This window comes from Niallia oryzisoli, from assembly GCF_036670025.1.
Lineage (GTDB): Bacteria > Bacillota > Bacilli > Bacillales > Cytobacillaceae > Bacillus_BD > Bacillus_BD oryzisoli.
The window spans coordinates 5295839-5316453 of record NZ_CP137640.1 but is presented as its reverse complement, the minus strand read 5'-3'; the positions used below and the strand labels follow the sequence as shown (position 1 = coordinate 5316453).

Annotated in this window: 15 protein-coding genes; 7 read left to right on the top strand and 8 right to left on the bottom strand. The window is 40.7% G+C overall.

Translation table 11 applies throughout. The annotated features are described in order from the left end of the window. Positions 1-46 precede the first annotated feature (46 nt). Positions 47-244: a YppF family protein gene (gene yppF / locus R4Z09_RS26425; protein WP_338449671.1), complete on the top strand. Its 198-nt coding sequence runs from the start codon at positions 47-49 to the stop codon at positions 242-244. A gap of 116 nt (positions 245-360) precedes the next feature. Here the strand turns inward: yppF and R4Z09_RS26420 are convergent, their stop codons facing one another. Continuing rightward, a complete protein-coding gene (locus R4Z09_RS26420; RefSeq protein WP_338449670.1) occupies positions 361-840 on the bottom strand; it encodes a DUF3920 family protein in 480 nt (159 codons plus the stop codon). 415 nt (positions 841-1255) lie between these two features. Here R4Z09_RS26420 and R4Z09_RS26415 point away from each other — a divergent pair, with 415 nt between their 5' ends. Together R4Z09_RS26415 and R4Z09_RS26410 are read left to right on the top strand one after the other, a co-directional pair. Continuing rightward, complete coding sequence (locus tag R4Z09_RS26415; protein WP_338449669.1) at positions 1256-2800, top strand: flavocytochrome c; 1545 nt, start codon at positions 1256-1258, stop codon at positions 2798-2800. A 420-nt stretch (positions 2801-3220) separates the two neighbouring features. Further along, entirely contained in the window at positions 3221-4144 is a 924-nt protein-coding gene (locus R4Z09_RS26410) for a catechol 2,3-dioxygenase (protein ID WP_338449668.1), read from the top strand. 151 nt (positions 4145-4295) lie between these two features. Here R4Z09_RS26410 and R4Z09_RS26405 read toward each other — a convergent pair whose 3' ends face one another. The 3 genes from R4Z09_RS26405 to R4Z09_RS26395 form a co-directional block, all read right to left on the bottom strand. Next, positions 4296-5027, bottom strand: a complete 732-nt coding sequence (locus R4Z09_RS26405) for a TcaA NTF2-like domain-containing protein (RefSeq protein WP_338449667.1) — start codon at positions 5025-5027, stop codon at positions 4296-4298. 685 nt (positions 5028-5712) lie between these two features. Continuing rightward, positions 5713-6921, bottom strand: a complete 1209-nt coding sequence (locus R4Z09_RS26400) for a DUF418 domain-containing protein (protein WP_338449666.1) — start codon at positions 6919-6921, stop codon at positions 5713-5715. A 352-nt stretch (positions 6922-7273) separates the two neighbouring features. Continuing rightward, the gene (locus R4Z09_RS26395) at positions 7274-8023 is read right to left on the bottom strand and encodes a DMT family transporter (protein WP_338449665.1); all 750 of its coding nucleotides are present in this window, start codon (positions 8021-8023) and stop codon (positions 7274-7276) included. Between the two features lie 521 nt (positions 8024-8544). On the opposite strand from R4Z09_RS26395, the gene R4Z09_RS26390 reads away from it, so the two are divergent. Continuing rightward, on the top strand, positions 8545-8808 hold the full coding sequence (locus tag R4Z09_RS26390) for a hypothetical protein (protein WP_338449664.1): 264 nt from the start codon (positions 8545-8547) through the stop codon (positions 8806-8808). 411 nt (positions 8809-9219) lie between these two features. After that, the gene (gene galE, locus R4Z09_RS26385; protein ID WP_338449663.1) at positions 9220-10188 is read left to right on the top strand and encodes a UDP-glucose 4-epimerase GalE; all 969 of its coding nucleotides are present in this window, start codon (positions 9220-9222) and stop codon (positions 10186-10188) included. 561 nt (positions 10189-10749) lie between these two features. Here the strand turns inward: galE and menC are convergent. The 3 genes from menC to R4Z09_RS26370 form a co-directional block, all read right to left on the bottom strand. After that, complete coding sequence (gene menC / locus R4Z09_RS26380; RefSeq protein ID WP_338449662.1) at positions 10750-11862, bottom strand: o-succinylbenzoate synthase; 1113 nt, start codon at positions 11860-11862, stop codon at positions 10750-10752. 65 nt (positions 11863-11927) lie between these two features. Then, positions 11928-13055, bottom strand: coding sequence for a M20 peptidase aminoacylase family protein (locus tag R4Z09_RS26375; protein ID WP_338449661.1), 1128 nt, complete (start codon positions 13053-13055; stop codon positions 11928-11930). Between the two features lie 422 nt (positions 13056-13477). After that, positions 13478-14968: a peptide MFS transporter gene (locus R4Z09_RS26370; RefSeq protein WP_338449660.1), complete on the bottom strand. Its 1491-nt coding sequence runs from the start codon at positions 14966-14968 to the stop codon at positions 13478-13480. A gap of 518 nt (positions 14969-15486) precedes the next feature. Here R4Z09_RS26370 and R4Z09_RS26365 point away from each other — a divergent pair. Further along, entirely contained in the window at positions 15487-17676 is a 2190-nt protein-coding gene (locus R4Z09_RS26365) for an SEC-C metal-binding domain-containing protein (protein WP_338449659.1), read from the top strand. Positions 17677-17770: 94 nt separating this feature from the next. On the opposite strand, the gene R4Z09_RS26360 is transcribed toward R4Z09_RS26365, so the two are convergent. Next, positions 17771-18751 (bottom strand): LytR family transcriptional regulator, encoded by a 981-nt coding sequence (locus R4Z09_RS26360; RefSeq protein ID WP_338449658.1) that lies wholly within the window; start codon positions 18749-18751, stop codon positions 17771-17773. A 455-nt stretch (positions 18752-19206) separates the two neighbouring features. Between R4Z09_RS26360 and R4Z09_RS26355 the strand changes: the two genes are divergently transcribed. Beyond that, positions 19207-20511, top strand: coding sequence for a UDP-glucose/GDP-mannose dehydrogenase family protein (locus R4Z09_RS26355; protein WP_338449657.1), 1305 nt, complete (start codon positions 19207-19209; stop codon positions 20509-20511). Positions 20512-20615: the final 104 nt, after the last annotated feature.

Sequence of the window (20615 nt, the reverse complement as noted above, 5' to 3'; positions counted from 1 at the left end):
ACATAAGCAAGGTGATAAAATAATAAATGAAATGAGTGGATGAATCATGTTAGAAGAATTAACTAAGCGTTTTGAATCGGTGAAAAAGCGTAACCCATTACATGTCAATGAATTATTAGATTATCTGCAAAAAAGCTATATTTATGGCGAATTATCAATCGTTGAGTATAAAAAATACTTCTCAGAGCTTCATAAATTAGAGGCTCAAAAGCCAGAGCAATTTGTTTTTTCAGTAGCAATGTAACAAAGGGTAAGTAATCTTCAATAAAAAGATCCACACTATTTTATACACATACAAAAAAGAGAAAGATCGAAAATGATCTTTCTCTTTTGTTATATTAATATAATAAATAAGTCATACTAAACCACATTTTCCCTCTCATAAAGGGTCCTGAAATACGTATCCGTTTTTTCCTTTGCAAACTGAAAGGCATCGATTTCCGTTATGCGTTCCTTATAAGGCAATTTTTTATCGGTCTCGAAATGATGCCGGAAGTCTGGGTCAATATCCTGCATCACATGACGGTATTCATGGAAAAGAGTTTCAATCAAGGTTTCGTATTCCTCGTATTGAAAAATAAAGACGATCCCTAGCTCCCTCCAATAAATTCCCGCGGCAAAACGCAAATATTCATCCTCATCATCGCCTAAATCGCTGATGATCTGATTCGCTTCCCGAATCGAACAAAAAACAACAGGAATGTGAAAAACGTTATCTAAATGGGCAAAAATTTCATGATAGACAGAACGAATATTCCAAGAGAAATCGCTGTCCAAAACATACCAGCTTTTATATTGTTGAAGGATCGTACGCTTTTGCAAAACTTCGGCTAAGGTCATGAATCCAGCCTCCAATCCAAGATAGTCAACGTACTACTATCATATAGCCCATAGGTGCAAGATTATACCTTTAGAATAATATTTCTATTGTTAAAATTATTCTAAAAAGAGGCATATAAATGACTATTATGACAGGTTGAACATCGAATGAGAGAGCAGGTTTTTCGGTTATGCAATAAATCTAGTTCATATTCATGAATGATTTATTCTTTAAATGTTTTTATAAAAATGATGAACGAAATGTTAGATATTGTGATAAAAGTATTATTCGATAGATTTAAATTCGAGTAATGTCCAAAGCTTTATGACAACTTTTTTAATAAATGAGTTTTATATAGCTGTACGTAATAAAAATTTGTAAAATGATAGAGCATTAACATATGTGCAGAGATTCACATAATGGGAGATGAAAACAATGAAGAAAAAAAGCATATTTTTTGTACTCTTCTTGAGTATATTCATGCTGATTGCAGCGGGCTGTGGAAGCAACAATGCGAGTGCGCCGCAAAAGGAAAATCCGAAAGAAGAAAAAAAAGAAGAAGCAGCTAATAAAGAAGAAGAAGCGGTATCAGGTGCTTCAGAAGAAGGCAGCTATACTCCTTACGAAGAGCTTAAAGATAACTATGATATCGTTATTATCGGTGCTGGTGGTGCCGGTATGACTGCTGCGCTTGAAGCAAAGGCAGCCGGTATGAACCCGGTTATTTTAGAAAAAATGCCGATTGCTGGTGGAAACACATCCAAATCATCATCTGGTATGAACGCCTCTCAAACAAAGTTCCAAACAGAGCAAGGCATTCAAGATAGCAACGATAAGTTTTATGAAGAGACATTAAAAGGCGGAAAAGGAACAAATAATCCAGAAATGCTTCGCTTCTTCGTGGATAATTCCGCCGCTGCCATCGATTGGTTAGACTCTATTGGCATTCGTCTGAACAATATCACGATTACAGGCGGTATGAGCGTAGAGCGTACACACCGTCCTGAAGACGGATCGGCTGTCGGACAATACCTTGTAAAAGGTTTGGTAACAAATGTACAAGAGCAGCAAATTCCTCTTTTTGTTAATGCTGATGTAAAAGAAATTACCGAAAAAGACGGCAAAGTAAACGGCGTTAAAGTTGTTTTCAACGGAACAGATGAAAAAACGATTACTTCAAAGGCTGTTATTGTAGCAACTGGCGGTTTCGGAGCGAACTTTGACATGATCGAGAAAGTAAGACCTGACCTAGCTGGTTATGTAACAACAAACCAAGAAGGCAGCACTGGCGACGGAATTTCAATGATTGAAAAATTAGGCGGTACAACTGTTGATATGGATCAAATCCAAGTTCACCCAACTGTACAGCAGGAAAAATCTTACTTAATTGGTGAAGTGGTTCGCGGTGAGGGTGCGATTCTTGTTAATGCAGAAGGCAAAAGATTCCATAACGAAATGGATACCCGCGATAATGTGACTGCTGCTATTAATGCACTTCCAGAAAAAAATGCTTGGCTGGTATTTGATTCCGGCGTAAAGTCTCGTGCAAAAGCGATTGAACAATACGAGAAAATGGGCTTTACTGTACAAGGCGATACAATTGAAGCACTTGCAGAAAAAATGGGTGTTCCAGCAGCAGATTTAAAAACAACGCTTGATACTTGGAACAATGCAGTAACAAATAAAAACGATGCAGAGTTTGGCAGAACAACAGCAATGGACAACGCTTTAACCGGTGCTCCATACTACGCTATCAAAATCGGCCCTGGAATTCACTACACAATGGGCGGGGTCGTTATCAACACGAATACAGAAGTGCTAAATAAAGATGGACAACCAATTCCTGGTCTATTCGCAGCTGGTGAAGTAACAGGCGGATTACACGGTCAGAACCGTATTGGCGGTAACTCTGTAGGTGAAATCATCGTCTTCGGCCGTCAAGCAGGCGTAAAATCAGCTGAATTTGTAAAAGCACAATAATTAATTGTTTTTAGTTAACTGAAAACAGCTTATGGATTAGAAAAAGAGTCATCATTCATTGATGGCTCTTTTTCGTCCTTTTATTTTTTCTTGAAAGAGGAAATATAAATGTCGGTTGTGCGGGTATTTGTCTATAAATATTGTAAGATAGTTAAAAAAACAACAGTTAGTGTCGAATTAAATCATTTTTTCAGACATGTCGTGTCATTGTTTACAAAGTCTGAGAGCGTTATCATTTATTTGTAAATATTAATTTCATAGATGTTATATGAATGATGGTAGTTCCGGGGGAACCATTGATAAATCAGGTGCATTTGGGAGGATCGCCTTTTTATCAATGAAGGATTGAACAGTAATAGTTTTGTAGAACACCTGTGAAATGAACGAATTCTAGTAATGAAAAAAGGGGCGAGTTAAACGATGATGAATTTTAACGGAATTGAAAGATTGGGACGTATCCAGCTACGAGTTCATGACTTTGAAAAATCAGTTGATTACTATACGAATGTTCTAGGTCTTGACATTACAGGCCGTGACGAAAACAGAGTTTATCTAAAAGCCTGGGACGAATGGGATCATCACAGCGTTATTTTAGAAAAATCTGATTCTGCTGGTATGGATCACATGGCATTTAAAGTAACAAACAACGATGTTTTAGATACATTAGAAAAGAAAATTACTGACTTTGGCTGCACAGTTGAACGTGTGTCAAATAAATCCCGTATTGGTGAAGGACAGGCAATCCGTGTTCTTGTTCCAACAGGACATAAAATCGAATTCTATCATGATATTGAATATGTAGGCGTTCCAACTGGAACATTGAATCCACATCCATGGCCAGATGGACTAAGAGGAATTGCACCGCACCGCCTTGACCATGCCTTATTATCAGGTGATGATGTAGTCAATACAAAGAGACTATTCAAAGAGGTACTAGGCTTTGTAGAAACAGAAAAAATCGTTACCGTTGATGGTGAAGATTTAATTGCCACTTGGCTCACAACAACCATGACTGGACACGATATTGCGTTAATTAAAGGACCTGTAGGAAAAATCCACCACGCAGGCTGGTACTTAGAAAGCTGGCATGATATTTTAAGAGCTTCCGATATTCTTTCCCGTAATGAGGTTGAAATTGACGTAACACCTACTCGTCATGGTGTAACAAGAGGTCAAACAATCTACTTCTTTGACCCATCCGGAAACCGTAACGAAGTGTACACTGGAGGATATGCTGTGTATTCTGACTTCCCAACGATTACTTGGACAGAAGACAAGCTTGGCCAAGGTATTTTTTATCACCGCCGTCAGTTAAATGAAGCATTTACTTCTGTATTTAGTTAATCGCTAATAGTAAAAGGGAGATTCTTCATCATCATGAGGAATCTCCCTTTTTTTATGGGGAATTGAGAGGTTGCGAAGGTTTCGGAACCCTGTTGCGAACGACTTCGCAACGAGGCTGTGAATCCTTCGGAACCTATCAAGCTGGCTCTGGTCAGATTTTAGATGTTACCTGCAGGTCCGTAATCAAAAACACTCCATATTGGAACTTTTTAACCGTATAGACATTTTCAAAATCCATCACTTGTTCTCGATCCTCATTCCCAAAATAAACACCGAACGATTCCTGTACCGTAATATGATACGTATCCTCTCCCACCGGCGTGATGCTGCTAATCTCGTAATAGAGTAACGTCTCCTTAATATTCCGGTTATAGGTCTCCAGAACATAATCCACTTGTTCATTGTAAAAGGCACTAGCTGGGTCAATTAAATGCATGATATAAATGAAGGCACCCTCGTTCACAGCCAGCAGATAGTTGGCCATATATTCATCCATCAGCATGGTCATTTGCTGCTCTTCTAGTTCTGTAGGACCTTCTTGAGGAGCTGCAGAAGGGATGGTAGCAGGAACGGCGGGATCCTCCGTTACGGGTACAGTTTCGGTTTCTGTTTCGGAAGAAGGTGGTGCTGCTGGTTTGCCTCCTCCTACAGTCGGGGTATCTCCTTTAGGGTTTTCCGTTTTCGGAATGGTTTGCTTAGGACCTTCATCGTTAGGTGTTGTTTCTTTTGGTGGATCGGGGTCATTCGCTGCTCCTTGGTCCTGAACGTTCTCCTTAGTTGCCTCTTCGGTTTCCGGTTCCTCGCTTGAAGTTTCCTTGTCGGAACAACCGGCTAACATGAAAAATAAAACCAGTAACATGACAAATCCGCGCTGTTTTTTCATTGTCTTCACCTCTGCATAATTAGGGCAATTGGACACATTTTTGGAGAGGACGGATAAGGAGTCAGACAGCTGCAAAACAAAGCCCCAACTCTATCCTATTCTGCGCGTGGGATGAAATATGCTTTGATATTCCACAAAATTAGGGGCAGGGAGTCTGGAAAAAGGTCATTTTTCTTTGGGGATTTTGGCAGGGGTTAGTGGGATTGCATAATACTGTAGTTAAAGAGGCTAATATATAGATGTTAATCTATGGATAATGGAAGAAACGATGGCTAAATACAAGACTAATAGCTAGTTTAAGTGGGTAACAGTAAGCCGGATTTCTGCTCGTAAAATATATCCGCGCTTTTTGGGTACTTATCCGCGCCTTTTTGGACGATATCCGCGGTTTTGAAATACATATCCGTACTTTTACATTTACCTCCAAAAATTCAAACCTTTTAATACTTTTTTCCAGTAAAAAATAAAAAAAGTACCAGTCCCCACATCAAAGTGTAAGAACTGACACTTCCAGTACCTAGCCACTAGGGTCAATATGCGATAGCATCAACCCTGAAACTCATGACTTTAGTCTTGAGAGTTTCATTCATGATTTCCCTCCGTAAAAAACAATACTTACTATTCTTATAATTACACCATATGTTACCAGAAGAGGGCAGAATTTCTATGACCACAGTCTATCCGTTCAACCCGCTAACCTTTCCTCCTTTTTCATCGGCTGGATATACCCATACGTCATTGTCCGCCACAGCCATTCAAACGGACCGAAGCGAAAGTTTCGCATCCAGTAGTAGCTAAACAGGGTTTGCCCGGCATAAGTCACTAAACAAATAAGTGTTCCTTCAGCAAGACTGACTTTCCCGTAATAATTTAAGCCAAGGAAAATGCCCACCGAGATGAAGGTCTGTAAAAGATAATTGGTTAATGCCATTTGCCCGGTGTAGCCAAGCGGACGGAGCAGCTTTTGCCAAAAATCGCGGCGCAGCAGCAATGTCAATGATGACATATAGAAGAAACACAGGGTTATACCACTGAGACTGGTGAATAAGTAGACGGCATTTTGCTGATAAACTCCCACATCAATGATATTCAATTTATAGATAGCCAATAAAGCAACAAGCGGAATGCTTAAAACAAGCGTCGTCAACCAAATCTTTTTAATCATTGACAGATGCGGTGAATCCGGCTTGAACACGCCGATTTTTCCAGCATACAAACCGAATAAAAACATCGCCAGAACAGTGATAATGGTAAAGGGAATATTCGCTAAAATCATTCCCATTTCAGTTTGCAGGCGGTAAGAGACCCATTCAATATACGTTGCGTTTTCATACATATCCACGTATTCTGCTAACTTGCCCGCATCCTCTTGACTTGACTCCGTCGTAAAGGCTTCCAGCTTAGAGGCAGGAACCAGAAATTGAGCGGAAACCATAGCATGAAAAACTAATAATAAACTAAAGGCCCAAATCAAAAGCGTCTTTGGTTTTCTTTTATAAAAAAGCAGCAGCAGGAAGCCGGTAAGCGCGTAAGTATGAAGAATGTCGCCGAACCAAAGGAAAACAAGATGGAGCGCGCCAAATAGTAAGAGTGCAAACAGCCGCCTTAAAAACAGTCTGTTGATCTTTAGCCCCTTTTGCTCTGCACGGCTCATAAATATGTAAAATCCTAAGCCGAATAAGAAAGAAAATATCGTATAAAACTTTGTTTGGACAAACATTTGAAACAGCAGGTCAAGCCATTGGTCCAAGCCGGTATAGTCGGGACTGCGGACCAAAAAGGCCGGGGAATGAAAGGCAGGCATATTGACCAGAAAAATGCCGAGCAGCGCAAAACCCCGGATAATGTCAATCGTCACAATCCGTTCGCGGCTGGATATAGGCGTTGATTTCATCTCCATCATCTCCAGTATAAAATTCCTACAATCAATGTCCTCCTTAAAAAAAATTCACCTTAAACTATTATGCACCAGCAAGACAGGGTATATCAAAGGTTTGGATAAAATATCCAAAAAGAGTCAGGCACTGAAAAAGACAATTTAAGGCATTTTGTCTTTTACGTTGCCTGACACCATTTTGCTTATGCCTGCATGTGTTTATTTTTCCGTTGTATAATCAAGGCTTCTAATGTTCCTGAACCAAGGAGCACTCCTGAGACGATGAGAACTAATCCCGCATAGTGAGCTGGTACGATGGCTTCGTTCAGGAATAGGGCCGCACCTAATACGGAGAAGAAGGTATTTAGGTTTAAGAATATCGAAGCTTCCGTGGTCCTACCTGGCTAATGCAATAGTTGTAAACCGCATGCCCGACACCGGTTCCGAATATGGCTGAAAGCATGAACACGATCCATACTGATGGTTCCCCGTTTGGAATCGTTGCTAAGCCATTTGGTTCGAGTCCTAAGCTGATAAGAAAGAGAATGATCGAACCAAAGAATAACATATAGCCGGTAAACAGTACCGGGTTCATTGTTTTAGAAGCTTTATTGATAATGAGAAAACTAATGGCCTGCACTAAAATTGCTAGAAAGATATCAAAATCCCCTAGATTGATCGAACTGATTGTTCCAGTCCCAAATAATACGGTAACAGAAACCCCGACCCCTCCAAGGAAAAATCCTAAAAGAGTCAGCATTGAGGGTCTTTTTTTCAAAAAGATCATTGATAAAACAACGGTTAACAGCGGTCCCATCCCAAGAATCAATCCAGCATTAGCAGCGGTTGTTTTCGACAATCCGCTGGCTAAAAAGAAATGGTGGAGGATGACACTAAAAATCGAGCCTGAAGCAATGTATAGCCATTCTTTTCCTCTTGGCAGGCGGACCTTTCGTGTAACACCGAGCATAATAAATACCGTTAATGATGCGGTAAAAATTCGCAAAGACGTAATTGTGATAGGAGACCAGTTTTCTACGATCGTTTTCACCATGGAGACGTTAAAGCCCCAGACAATCATTAATCCGAATAGAATTAAGTATATTTTCATAGCATTCATTATGAACCATTCAACCTTTCAAGCCTTTTTTTGTTATTTTACTAACTATCCTATAAACATGATAGAAAAAGGCTCATGGATTCATTTTACCATTGGCTAAGATTCCCCTGAACAACTAATCAGATTAGAATATATGTACAAAAAAAGATGCCGGAGAATACTGCGGCATCTTGCATTATAGGATATTGGTTCATTCTCCAGCATGTTTAGTGTACTGGCCCTGAGACTACTAACTAAATAATTTTCTCCTCGAACGATTCCAAAATTTAATATAATAAGTTCCATTACTTGATTTAAAGAATTTAATACCCACTAGTTTAAGAGGGGTGAAGACTTCTTTCATTTCTATTAAAGGCATAACAAACTCTCCTTAAGTATTCAAATTTTCGAAAGTTTCTATTATTATATCTTAAATGAAACGAATTTTGTTAAAAAAGTTCTTTATCAGGAACAAAGTACTATGAATAAAAACGAGTGATGCTGAATATCTATAAAAAAATGTTTAGGGGTGGAAAACTTATATGACAAAGATATTGCTAAAGATATTTAGTGTCCTTCTTGCCTTACTTGGGATTGTCCTCATGATTACAGATCATGAAGGAATGGGGATTGTGGCAGTCGTATTAGCGATTATTGTTTTTCCATCTGAACGCAGAGGGGTAAAAAGAGAATCCCATAGAAGCAACCACTATGATGACCGTGATCAAGACGATGAAAATAATCAGGAATCAAACAGTGGAGATTCCTCCAGCGGCAGTGATTCAGGCGGCGATAATGATGATTAAGTAATTTATCGACAGACAAAGCTCTGTAATGGAATAACCGATTTTTTCGCTGCCAAACAACCTCCCCAAAATAGGGATTTCGTTTTTGAATGATAGGTCATAAATTTTTGCCCCTCTTTTATTGGAATAGTAGAAAATGAAATATGAAATAACGCAAAAAGACTTCTTTTTAATATAAAAGAAATCATCAGGCAGAGGTATCGCAATAATCTTTACTGAAAACCAATTTTATACTTTAATACTAGTACTTTTAGTCTGACAATGATACGGTAACTTCTGGAACAAAGGGGCATAGTTCATAATCTGACAATCCTCATGAATATTTGGTTGAATAATTCACCTAATTTTACGGTAGGAGCAGAAAGCACTATAATAGTTCTATCTTTGATTTTATTAAAAGGAGATGTCTCCATGATTTTAGTCGTCGGTGGAGCTGGTTATATCGGCAGTCATTTGGTAAAAGAACTAGTAAAAGAAAAGGAAGTCGTGGTTCTCGATAATCTATCAACAGGTCATAGATGGGCAGTGGATGAGAAAGCTGTTTTTGTTGAGGGTGACTTAGGAAATTCTGAGGATTTGGATTCCGTTTTTTCTACATATAATATTGATGCGGTTATGCATTTTGCGGCTTACAGCCTTGTCGGTGAATCGGTGGCTGAACCGATGAAGTATTATCAGAACAATGTAGCAGCAACCTTGACATTGATTGAAGCCATGAAGAAATACGATGTGAAAAATTTTATTTTTTCTTCAACAGCGGCCACGTATGGGATTCCTGATGTTGAGATTATTACGGAAGAAACCCAGACTAATCCGATTAACCCGTACGGACGTTCCAAGCTAATGGTTGAACAAGTTTTAGCTGATTATGCGCGGGCGTACGGATTTCAGTATGTTGTGCTGCGCTATTTTAATGCAGCAGGTGCCTACGAGACTGGGGAAATCGGCGAAAAGCATCATCCGGAAACACATTTAATTCCGATTGTCCTAGAGCAGTTGTTAGGGGAGCGGGAAAGCATCTCTGTGTTTGGTAGTGATTATGACACACCAGACGGAACATGTATCCGCGATTATATTCATGTGACCGATTTGGCCAAGGCACATATTTTAGCACTGGAAGCTTTACTGTCAGGTAAAAAATCTACTGCAGTTTATAACCTCGGCAACGGTTTAGGCTATTCTGTAAGAGAGGTCATTGAAACCTGTGAAAAGGCAACCGGCAGATCAGCAAATGTCATCATGGCGGATCGCAGAGAAGGAGACCCAGCAAGGCTTGTGGCGTCTTCAGAGAAAATCTTCAACGAGCTTGGCTGGAAGGCGGAGTTTTCTTTGGAGGATATTATTGCGAGTGCTTGGAAGTGGCATTCGAGAGGGATTTGATGGAGGAGCATCCGTGATTGTGCGGGTGCTTTTTTGGTGTATCGATTTAATGAAAATTTAGTTATAGGCTGATATGGCTGTTAATGCCCGAGAAAGGGAAAAATAGGATCAGTGGTCGGTCGCTAAGAGAGATTGATAGTGCCCGAGAAGGGGAAAAATAGGATCAGTTCTCGCTAAGAGAGATTGATAGTGCCCAAGAAGAGGAGAAAATAGGATCAGCGGTCACTAAGGGAGATCGATAGTGCCGGATGGGAGGGAAAATCCGTAATAATGGTCACTATTAGGGATTTATAGTACCCATGAGGAGGAGTAAAACGTAAGTAAGGGCACAATGAAAACTTGAGGTGCCCGAGAATCTAAGAATGGTGAGTAAGTGGTCGCTATGGAATTATTGATTATGCCAGGGAATAAAAAATTGAAAAAAGGTAATCAAGAAGTAGTTCCTCAAAAAGCTACATATCTAATAAATAAAAACATTCCCGTCACTATCCGGGAATGTTTAATCTAACTATGCAGAATCCTCTATACAACAACCAAAACCAATTTTAATAAACAGCCTTCCTACCGCCGGCGATACGTCTTCGCGTCAACCGTATAATAATCAACCATCTTCCGATTAACCTCATAACCAATCCCCGGACCATCGGGCACCGTAATCAATCCATTCTTAACCTCAACTTCCGGATCAATGATATCTCGTTCCCAATAATGGGAGGAGCCGGCTGTATCGCCAGGCATCGTAAAGTTCTCCAGTGAAGTAATCGCAATATTATGTGCCCGTCCCACACCAGCTTCAAGCATGCCGCCGCACCAAACGGGAACATTCTGCGCCTTACATAAATCATGAATCTTAACCGCCTCGGATAATCCGCCAACGCGGCCAATCTTCACGTTAATCACTTTACAGCTGCCGAGTGCAAGTGCCTTTCGAGTATCCTCCACGGACAAAATACTCTCGTCCAAACAAATCGGTGTTCGAATCTGCTCCTGAAGTGTCGCATGATCAATAATATCATCCGACCCTAGCGGCTGCTCAATCATCATCAGACCGAATTGATCAAGCTCCTTCAGCACATCGATATCAGCCAGCGTATAAGCTGAGTTCGCATCAGCCATTAAGGGAATCGTCGGGAACCTCTCCCGAATGGCGTCAATTAACTCCACATCTAAACCTGGTTTAATTTTGACCTTCATGCGGCGGTAGCCTTCGGTTGCATACTTATCAATAATACGCAGCAGATCATCCGTAGTCTTTTGAATCCCGATGGCAATCCCGACCTCGATGCTTTTCTTTTTCCCGCCGAGGGCTTGGCTAAGCGATATACCCTGCTTTTTCGAATAAAGATCCCATACCGCACCTTCAATCGCAGCCTTTGCCATGTTATTTTTTCTGATAAAAGAAAAGCGTTGATTCAGGTCGTCCGGATGGTCAAACGGGGATTCGAAGGCGAGAGGTAATAGGAAGTCCTCGAGCATATGCCAGCTTGTCTTCACTGTTTCTTCTGTATACCATGGAACATGAAACGCAACACCCTCTCCCCAGCCTGTGACGCCGTCTTCATCAATGGCCTCGACCAAAATAAAGTCCTTTGTCGTAAACGTCCCATAGCTTGTGGAGAAAGGTGATTTTTGTTCCATTTGTAAATGCCTTAGTACAACTCGATCCAGCTTCATACTCTGCCTCCGTGGTATCTTTTATAAAACATGTCCCCTAAATCACAGGACAAAATCATACACTATTACTTCCCATGTTCAAACGTTTTCATAATTGTCGCTGCCAAAATGAGAACCCCATTTAAGATATCTTCCCTGTTAAACGTCATATCCGGGTGATGCAGTCCGGGCTTCAGGTCGCAGCCTAATCCAAGCATCGTAGATTTCAAATCTTCTTTCATAAGAGAATAGAAGTGAAAATCCTCGCCGCCCGATGTAAGGACAGGGGGTGCGCAGTATTCTTGTCCCAACACTTCCACAATAGCACTTTGCATAATCTTCTGGGCTTCAGGATTAACCTGAGCTGCCGGCAGCTTAATTTCTGCCTTTAACTTTATTTCCGTGTCGTAAATAGCAGAAAGGCCTTCAATAAGCTGTGTCAGTTTGTATTCTAATTGGTTCATTACATCGTTCGTCTGTGCCCGTAAATCGAGCGCAAACTCAGCGTGATCCGGGATGACGTTCCCGCTCGGTCCGCCGGCATGAAACGCCGTCACTTTTATCGATGCAGGTACCTGGGGGTCGACATGGATTTTGCTTACCTCCTGAATCAGGCTGCCGCCAACTTCAATAACATTTATGCCAAGATGAGGGCGTGCCCCATGGGCTGAAACCCCTTTAATTTCGCCGGTCACAAACTGTGAGGCGCCATGGCAAATGGCAGGGGAGGCATAGCCGCTTCGCAGCTCCTGAATCGGGCGGAGATGGACTCCATATAGGTAGTCCACGTCATCCAGCACTTTTTTCTCGAGCATTTTCAAAGCGCCTGCACCCTTTTCCTCTGCTGGTTGAAAAATAACCTTCAGTTTACCAGGCGGCTTGAAGCCCATCTGATTGAACAATTTCACGACCCCGAGTGCCATCGTTGAATGCGAATCATGACCGCAGGAGTGAACCGCTTGCCACTTGCCGTCCTTTTCTTGCCAAAGAGCATCCATATCAGCCCTCAACGCGACAGTGAAATCTCCTTCACCAATTTCACCAACGACTCCAGTACAATCATCAAAGGTTTGTACACGGAATCCTTCCTTTTCAAGTTGCTTTTTTATAAATTGCGTTGTCTGAACCTCTTCCCAACTAATTTCTGGATGACCGTGGAGATGATCAAACACAGCAAAAATGTCGTTCTCAATCTGTTTCAAGGCTTGTTTCACGGTGCTACATCTCCCTTCTTTTTGATAGGAGGTCAAAGCCTCCATTTATTTATTAACATGATTTTATTTAACTATAAAATAAAACTTAATTACTAAGAACACTCTTGACTATTTTGACTATACTATAGATTATTTCCATATTGTATTGGATGTGAAAGAAAACACGCTTTTATAGAAATATTTATATCCTACAATAATATAATGCGGCGCCAACTCAATCAAGGGGTTTTTGCCGAATCTTCAGTAAAATCTTAGCGTACGTTAGATTCATTTGTATGTTCAAAAAACACTGATATGCGTTAAAGCGTCGGGGGTCAGGCCCCCGGCGCTTTAACGTGATGGGGGACAGTCCCCCATCACGTTAAAGCATCAAAAAACCTGCTTTGGGAATTTACAAAGCAGGTTAAATATTGAAACAATTCTTATTTTACGCCCTTCATTAAGCTTTGGATCTTAGGTGAAATGGCAAAGAGGATGATACTTAGAACGATTGATGCTCCTCCGATTGCACCAAAGTAAACCATTTCTGTTTCAGGTGAGTAGAATTTTACCAATTGTGCGTTAATTGCTTGTGCAGCAGCGCTTGCTAGGAACCATAAGCTCATCGTTTGAGCAGAGAAGGCTGCAGGTGCAAGCTTTGTTGTTGCAGAAAGACCAACCGGAGATAAACATAATTCCCCAAGTACAACAATGAAATAACTTAATACAAGCCATAATGGGCTAACTAATGAATCTGTTCCGCCGAAGTTGGCAGGCAGTAAGATCACTACGAATGATAGACCTGCGAATAATAAACCTAAAGCAAATTTTTTCGGAATTGATGGCTGGCGGTTTCCAAGCTTTACCCACATTCCAGCAAAAACAGGTGCCAAAATGATAATAAATAGAGGGTTTAGGGATTGGAACCAAGCTGGTGAAATCGTCATACCGGCAAATTTTAATTGTGTACGCTTATCAGCAAAGCTAGCAAGTATTGTTGAACCCTGCTCCTGAATAGCCCAGAACATAACAGCTGCAATGAACAATGGAATATATGCGATCACGCGTGAACGTTCTTCTGCAGATGTTTTTGGACTGCGGTACATAACAATGAAATAAAGAGTTGGAATGATAATACCAAGAATTGCAACAAGGTTAATAAAACTGTCAATTGTCAGATAACCAGTTGGAATGCCTACCGCAATCAAGATGACAAGAATAATGATTCCAAGACCAATTTGTGTAAACACTTTTTTCTTTTCATCTGGACCAAGTGGATTCGCTACATAAGTACCTGCAAGACCAAGATTTTTTTTCTTCGTTAAAACAAACATGACTAAACCAACAAACATACCAATTGCTGCAAAACTAAATCCTAAATGGAAGCTCTTATCCATTACAGAACCAACAATTAGTGGAGCAAGGAAGCCTCCAAGGTTGATACCCATGTAGAAGATACTGAATCCAGCATCACGACGTTCGTCAGCAGTTGCATAGATATCACCCACAACGCTGGATACGTTCGGTTTAAGAAGTCCTGTACCAAGAACGATTAATACCATGGAAATAAAGAATAGTGTGACATTTCCGGGAATAGCTAACGCTATATGTCCAAGCATAATCAAAATACCACCGAAGAAGATAGCCTTCTGTGTCCCGAAAATACGGTCAGCAAACCAGCCGCCGATGATACCGGACATGTATACAAGAGATCCATAGATGGACATAATAGCAAGGGCTATTGATTCGTCCATCCCCAAGCCGCCTTTGGATACCTCATAGTACATATAGTAAACAAGGATCGCTCTCATACCATAATAGGAGAAACGTTCCCAAAATTCAGTGAAGAACAGTGTGAATAACCCTTTGGGATGTCCAAAGAAGCCTTTTTGTGGAACGCTTTCCACAATTTTCTGTTTATTTATCCCAGACACTTTATTACCTCCTTTTATTCTTCTACAATAATACTTTCTGAGAAAGACATTTGTCAAAGCTCTGGAAATTATTCATATTTGCAAAAAAATAGTGACAAGTCCCAAAATTAATAAAAATTATTTCTATGCTGAGATAATAATCTTAAATAGATTTTTATATGTGAAAGTTTAAAAAGTGGAGGAAAAGAGGAATAAGAAAATAATGCCATTATAGAATGTACCAAATAGGCGAAAAGTATTCAAACATAAGTTTGACTTCCATTAAACACGTTTATCACTTAAAATAAGGAAAAAGACTGGAAAAAGCCAAATGCACGTTAATGCATTAACGCACCGGGGGCCAGTCCCCCGTCGCGTTAAAGTGCTGGGGGACTGGCCCCCAATACGTTAATGCGATAAAAGGGTGGGGGACTTTCATAGCAAGACATTGTTTCTTATTTTATGATAACATTAATAGTGTGCTTTTTACTGACGTTTTCTTGTATACTTGATGGTATGAAATGTAAGAGGTGTTTATTGTGGTAGTAGGTAGAAATGATCTCTGCCCGTGTGGCAGTGGAAAGAAATATAAAAAATGTTGTATGAAGAAGGACCAAGTGATTGAAATTGGTCAGGTTAAGCGTGAACGGTTTTTTCAATTGAAATATCAGCTAGTACAAAGTATGGTGAATGAAGTTTTCCCTTCTTTAACTTTATCAAAGTTGAACGATTTAGAGAAGGAATTTGAAGAACGTGTGGAAGTTGAGATTCCTGATTCCTTTATTCAGCATTGGCTCTTGTTCTTCCAGCGTGATGAGCAAGGCTTACGTGGAATCGAACGCTATAATCGAGCGAACGGAAACCATCACGATCCGATTCTAAAGGAAATGGCACTTGAATGGGAAAAAATACTTCCGCTCCTGATTCAGCAGGTTGATTATGACGAGCAGGGTGTAATCGTAGAGGATCTGTTCACCAAGGAAAGATTCCATATGCCATACTGTGAAACGATGCCGGAATGGACACCGTGGGCCGGGGCCTTATGTATGTTGGAGGAATTCGATGGGGGCTACTATATTAACGGAGTAGCAACATCCGTCGGACCGGATTCTTTGAAGCGGGCATATGACTTTATCAATGAAAAAATGAAGGAATATGAAAGTTCTTCACATGAGGTAGCTTTTGAATTCTATCCAGAAATCCAGAGAGCCTTGATGCAGTCACTGAATGTTCCGGATAAACAGTTCGAAATCATCCGTACAGAACTCCATTATGAGGTTCAGAATATGGACCCTGTGCTTGAAGCCCTGCAGGAGGACGAACGTTTTTATCTGGATGAATGGAAGGGAAACAGCTGTCAAGGGGAATTTCTAACAAATATCTGCCGTTATGAAGATAATTGCGCTTCAGCCCCTATAAGTATTGCCGAAGTGGAAGCTAGCTTGAATATGACTGGGCAAAAGCTTGTGTTTTCAACCATGTCTAATGAAGAAGTTCTTTCTTTTAAAAACAGACTCACTGGAATACAAGGAGTAAAACTGACCAATGAAAAAATAGACAAAGTGATGGCTCCGCAAGAGATGAAAGTTGGTTCGTTCAGTGTTATGCTTCCGAACGGGGTGCCGCAGGAGTTTGCTTTCTTTGCGCAGCAGGCGATGATATTAGAGACTACCAACGAGCCACTGCCAATGTTTGACGGACTTTCTCCAGAGCAAATGGCAGCTGCCGGAAAAGTAGACGAGCTTGAACATTGGCTGCGCATGCAGGAATATTTAGGCTACATGAATCTGAAGCAAACTTCAGGTCAAGTAAAAGTAACTGCTGACTTTAATACAGTTAGAAAGAAATTGAGTCTTGAACTGTCACCATTTGTAACGCTTCGCGAAGAGCGGGATTCAAGGCTTATACCAGAGGTACCTGTAGATGTACCAACTGTGGAAGAGGCTTCTTCTGAGGCTGAATCTCCTGTGAGTTCTTCCGTCACAAAAGAGGATCTCGAATTAATGGAGGAAATCGGCATTCCGTTTGAAGAAGCAGATCAATTCTATGTGAAGGATATTCTTGAGTGCTTCCGTGAAAAAGGGGAAGGCAAATCGCAGAGCACATATTATAAATACCGTCTTGGATTACAAACAGTTGGCTATTTCCTAAGTCAAAAAATCGTTTATTCTTGGTCTGATGTGAACGAAAATGATTGGAGAAGGTGGCTGACGTTTAACTACTTAGCCTTCAACATGGATGCAACAGTGAACCAGGTCAAGGGCTTCATGTCGGTTCTGAAAAACTTTATTGATAAAATCGATGCGGAGTTTGGAACCAAGCATGCGCCAGTTGTCAAAAAGTTGATCAAAGAACTCGAGCCGTCCATTTTGGCGGCTGTAAAAGTGATGGATTCCTATGCATCCTACCAAGTGCGCCGAAATGAGCTGGAATATGAAATGGACCCATTGTTTGATGCGATTGAAACAGGGCCAGTTACATCAACGGATCATGTCAAAGGCTTATTCGAAGTGGTTGAAGTAAAAGAAGAGGGTGCCAGCTTCAAGCTGATCGGATCAGGCAGCCAAGTCTATTCAGCAGGAGTAGACGTAAAACACTTAGAACACATCGAACAAGGCATGGTCATCTTCGGAGAACTAGAAAAACAAAACCAATGGCAATTATGTAAAATATATCGAACATTCCCAACCCAATCTGTTCAATATATTGGCAACTTAGTAACGCAGTAAAGCGCTGGGGGACAGTCCCCCGCTTGGGTAATGCGTTAAAGCACCGGGGGCCTGACCCCCAACACAATACCGCGTTAAAGAACCAACGGGACAATCACCCGCCAGCAGGAGCTGGCGAGGATGATTGTCCTGTTTTGTTGATTTCTAAATGTGTTTTTAATTCCGTCTGTACTTTTTGAATCTCTTCGTCAGGCACAATGATGTAATACACGCCGCCTATTTTCTTACTTTGACCAATCATTTGCAGCTGCTCAACACTAGCTGCAGCATCTCTATAGTTCCTCTGAATATCCATCATCTCATCAAATGTCAGGTTAGTCCGGACATTCTTCCCTAACGCCTCAAATATATCATCAAAGCGTGTAAGAGAGCCCAAGCTCACGCCTTTACTGATAATTCCTTGAATCACCTGTCTTTGCCGTTCTTGACGGCCAAAGTCACCATTCGGATCCTCTTTTCTCATCCGAACAAAAGCCAGCGCCTTCTCGCCGTTCAAACTAAGCTGCCCTTTGCTGAAATGATGACCTTCCTCGCTAAAATCTAGATCGTTTGTAACCTGTATCCCGCCAACAGCGTCAACAATATCCTTAAATCCTTCCATATTGACCTTAATGAAATAATCAATTGGGATATCCAACAGATTTTCAACCGTTGCCATCGACATTTCCTCACGCCCAAAAGCATAGGCGTGATTTATTTTATCCTCGACACCGCGCCCGACGATTTCCGTTCTGGTGTCACGCGGAATACTGAGCATCTTAATTGAATTCATTTCCGGATTAACGGTCAGCACAATCATCGTGTCAGAGCGCCCTCTGTCCCCTTGACGCTCATCGACCCCTAGCAATAATATGGAAAAAGGGTCAGGATCTTCTGCTTTCGTCAAGGTAATCGTTTCCGGACGTTTTTCTGATTTTTCCCTTTCAATCGGCTGATGCATCGTATCCACCGCCGTCGTCAAAGATTGATAAACGGAGTAGGCATAAGCGCCGCCGCCTGCGATTAACAGTACAAACAGCAATACAATAATTTTCAGCCAACGTTTCCCTTTTTTATGCTTTTTATCAGCTCTCATCGTAAATTTCCCCTATCCATATTTACCAATTATTTTATTATTGTGGAATTGGTAGTTGAAAAATAGCCTTTTCTCTCTATTTTCGTTTTAGTATGTCCGACAACCCTCAGCATTAAGACGCGAGTTATCCAATGGAAGAAACTAGTATCCACAAATAAATGTGGATAAGGTGTTAAAAAATGTGGATATGTTACCAAATGCTGTGGATAAGGCCACATCTTGTAAAAACAATTTACCCCACTTAATGCACTAATCATACAGCTTGCACAAAAGTCACAGCTGTTAATAAAATTATCCACAAATAATAATCGGTTACACACCGATTGTCACAAAACCCTTAACAATGCCTAGTTCTAATTTCATTTTTCGCTACTTTCATTAGGCTTAAGAACATATTTGAGATATAATGGGGTTATTGTGTTTTAGAAACTAACGGATTTAAAGAAGGGATTTACATGAAGATTACGATTACTGGAACGGGCTATGTTGGTTTGGTTACCGGGGTCTGTCTTTCGGATGTGGGCCACCAAATCACTTGTTATGATATCGATCAGGAGAAAATCGACCTGTTGAACAGCGGAAAATCTCCCATATATGAACCAGGCTTAGATGAACTTATTCAAAAAAATATCGCCATTGGTCGCTTGTTATTTACAGCTGATGTCAAAGAAGCATACAGCGATGCAGATAGTATTTTTATTGCCGTTGGAACACCGCCGAACGATGACGGTTCAGCGAATCTATCCTACATAGAAAGCGCGGCAATAGATATTGCAAAATATATAACAAAGGACTGCATCGTCGTCACGAAAAGTACGGTGCCTGTTGGGACAAATGAACATATCGGCCGCATCATTCAAGAACAATTACCAGCAGATCTTAAGGTGAAAATCGTCTCCAACCCAGAATTTTTAAGAGAGGGCTCTGCCATCCATGATACCTTCAACGGTGACCGAATTGTCATCGGTTCTGATGATCAAGAAGCAGGGAAGACCATCGAGGAAATATACGCGCCATTCAAGCTACCAGTTGTCCGTACGGACCTTCGCAGTGCGGAAATGATTAAATACGCCTCTAATTCTTTTCTCGCATTAAAAATAAGCTTTATTAACGAAATCGCCAATCTTTGTGAAAAAGTCGGCGGCAATATCGAGCAAGTCGCAACAGGTGTTGGGCTTGATAAACGAATCGGCAATAAATTCTTGCAGGCGGGGATTGGTTTCGGCGGCTCGTGCTTTCCAAAGGATATTAATGCCCTCAATCATTTGGCGAATGAATACGACTACGATTTCAAAATTTTGAAATCAGTTATTGATGTCAATCGTCTGCAAAAAGAACGTTTGTTCCATAAGGCGAAGGAAACGCTCGGATCACTTTCGGGTAAAAAGGTGACTATATTAGGATTAACCTTTAAACCGAACACAGATGATATTCGTGATGCTGCATCCTTAAAAATGATTCAAGACCTGTTGCTGGAGGATGCAGTGGTAACGGTATATGATCCAGTTGGAATGCCGAAGGTGGAAAAGCTTTACGGTGATAAAATCCAATACGGATCATCTGCAGAAAAAGCACTCGAAAATTCAGAAGTAGCGTTTATTTTAACCGAGTGGGATGAGATCAAAAACCTGTCGCTAGAAACATTCAAAAACTATATGAAGAAACCAATTTTGTTCGATGGCAGAAACTGTTTTAAACTCGAAGATGCTGAAAACCACGGGCTTCAATATTACTCTATAGGTCGTAGGCCTATTGTGTAATATTTTCCTCAAAAACGTTTAAATAGGAAAAATGTAATTGAGATAATTAGGTAACGATGGTAATATATAAATGTAAGTGAGATAGACTCCTTTATATTAATACA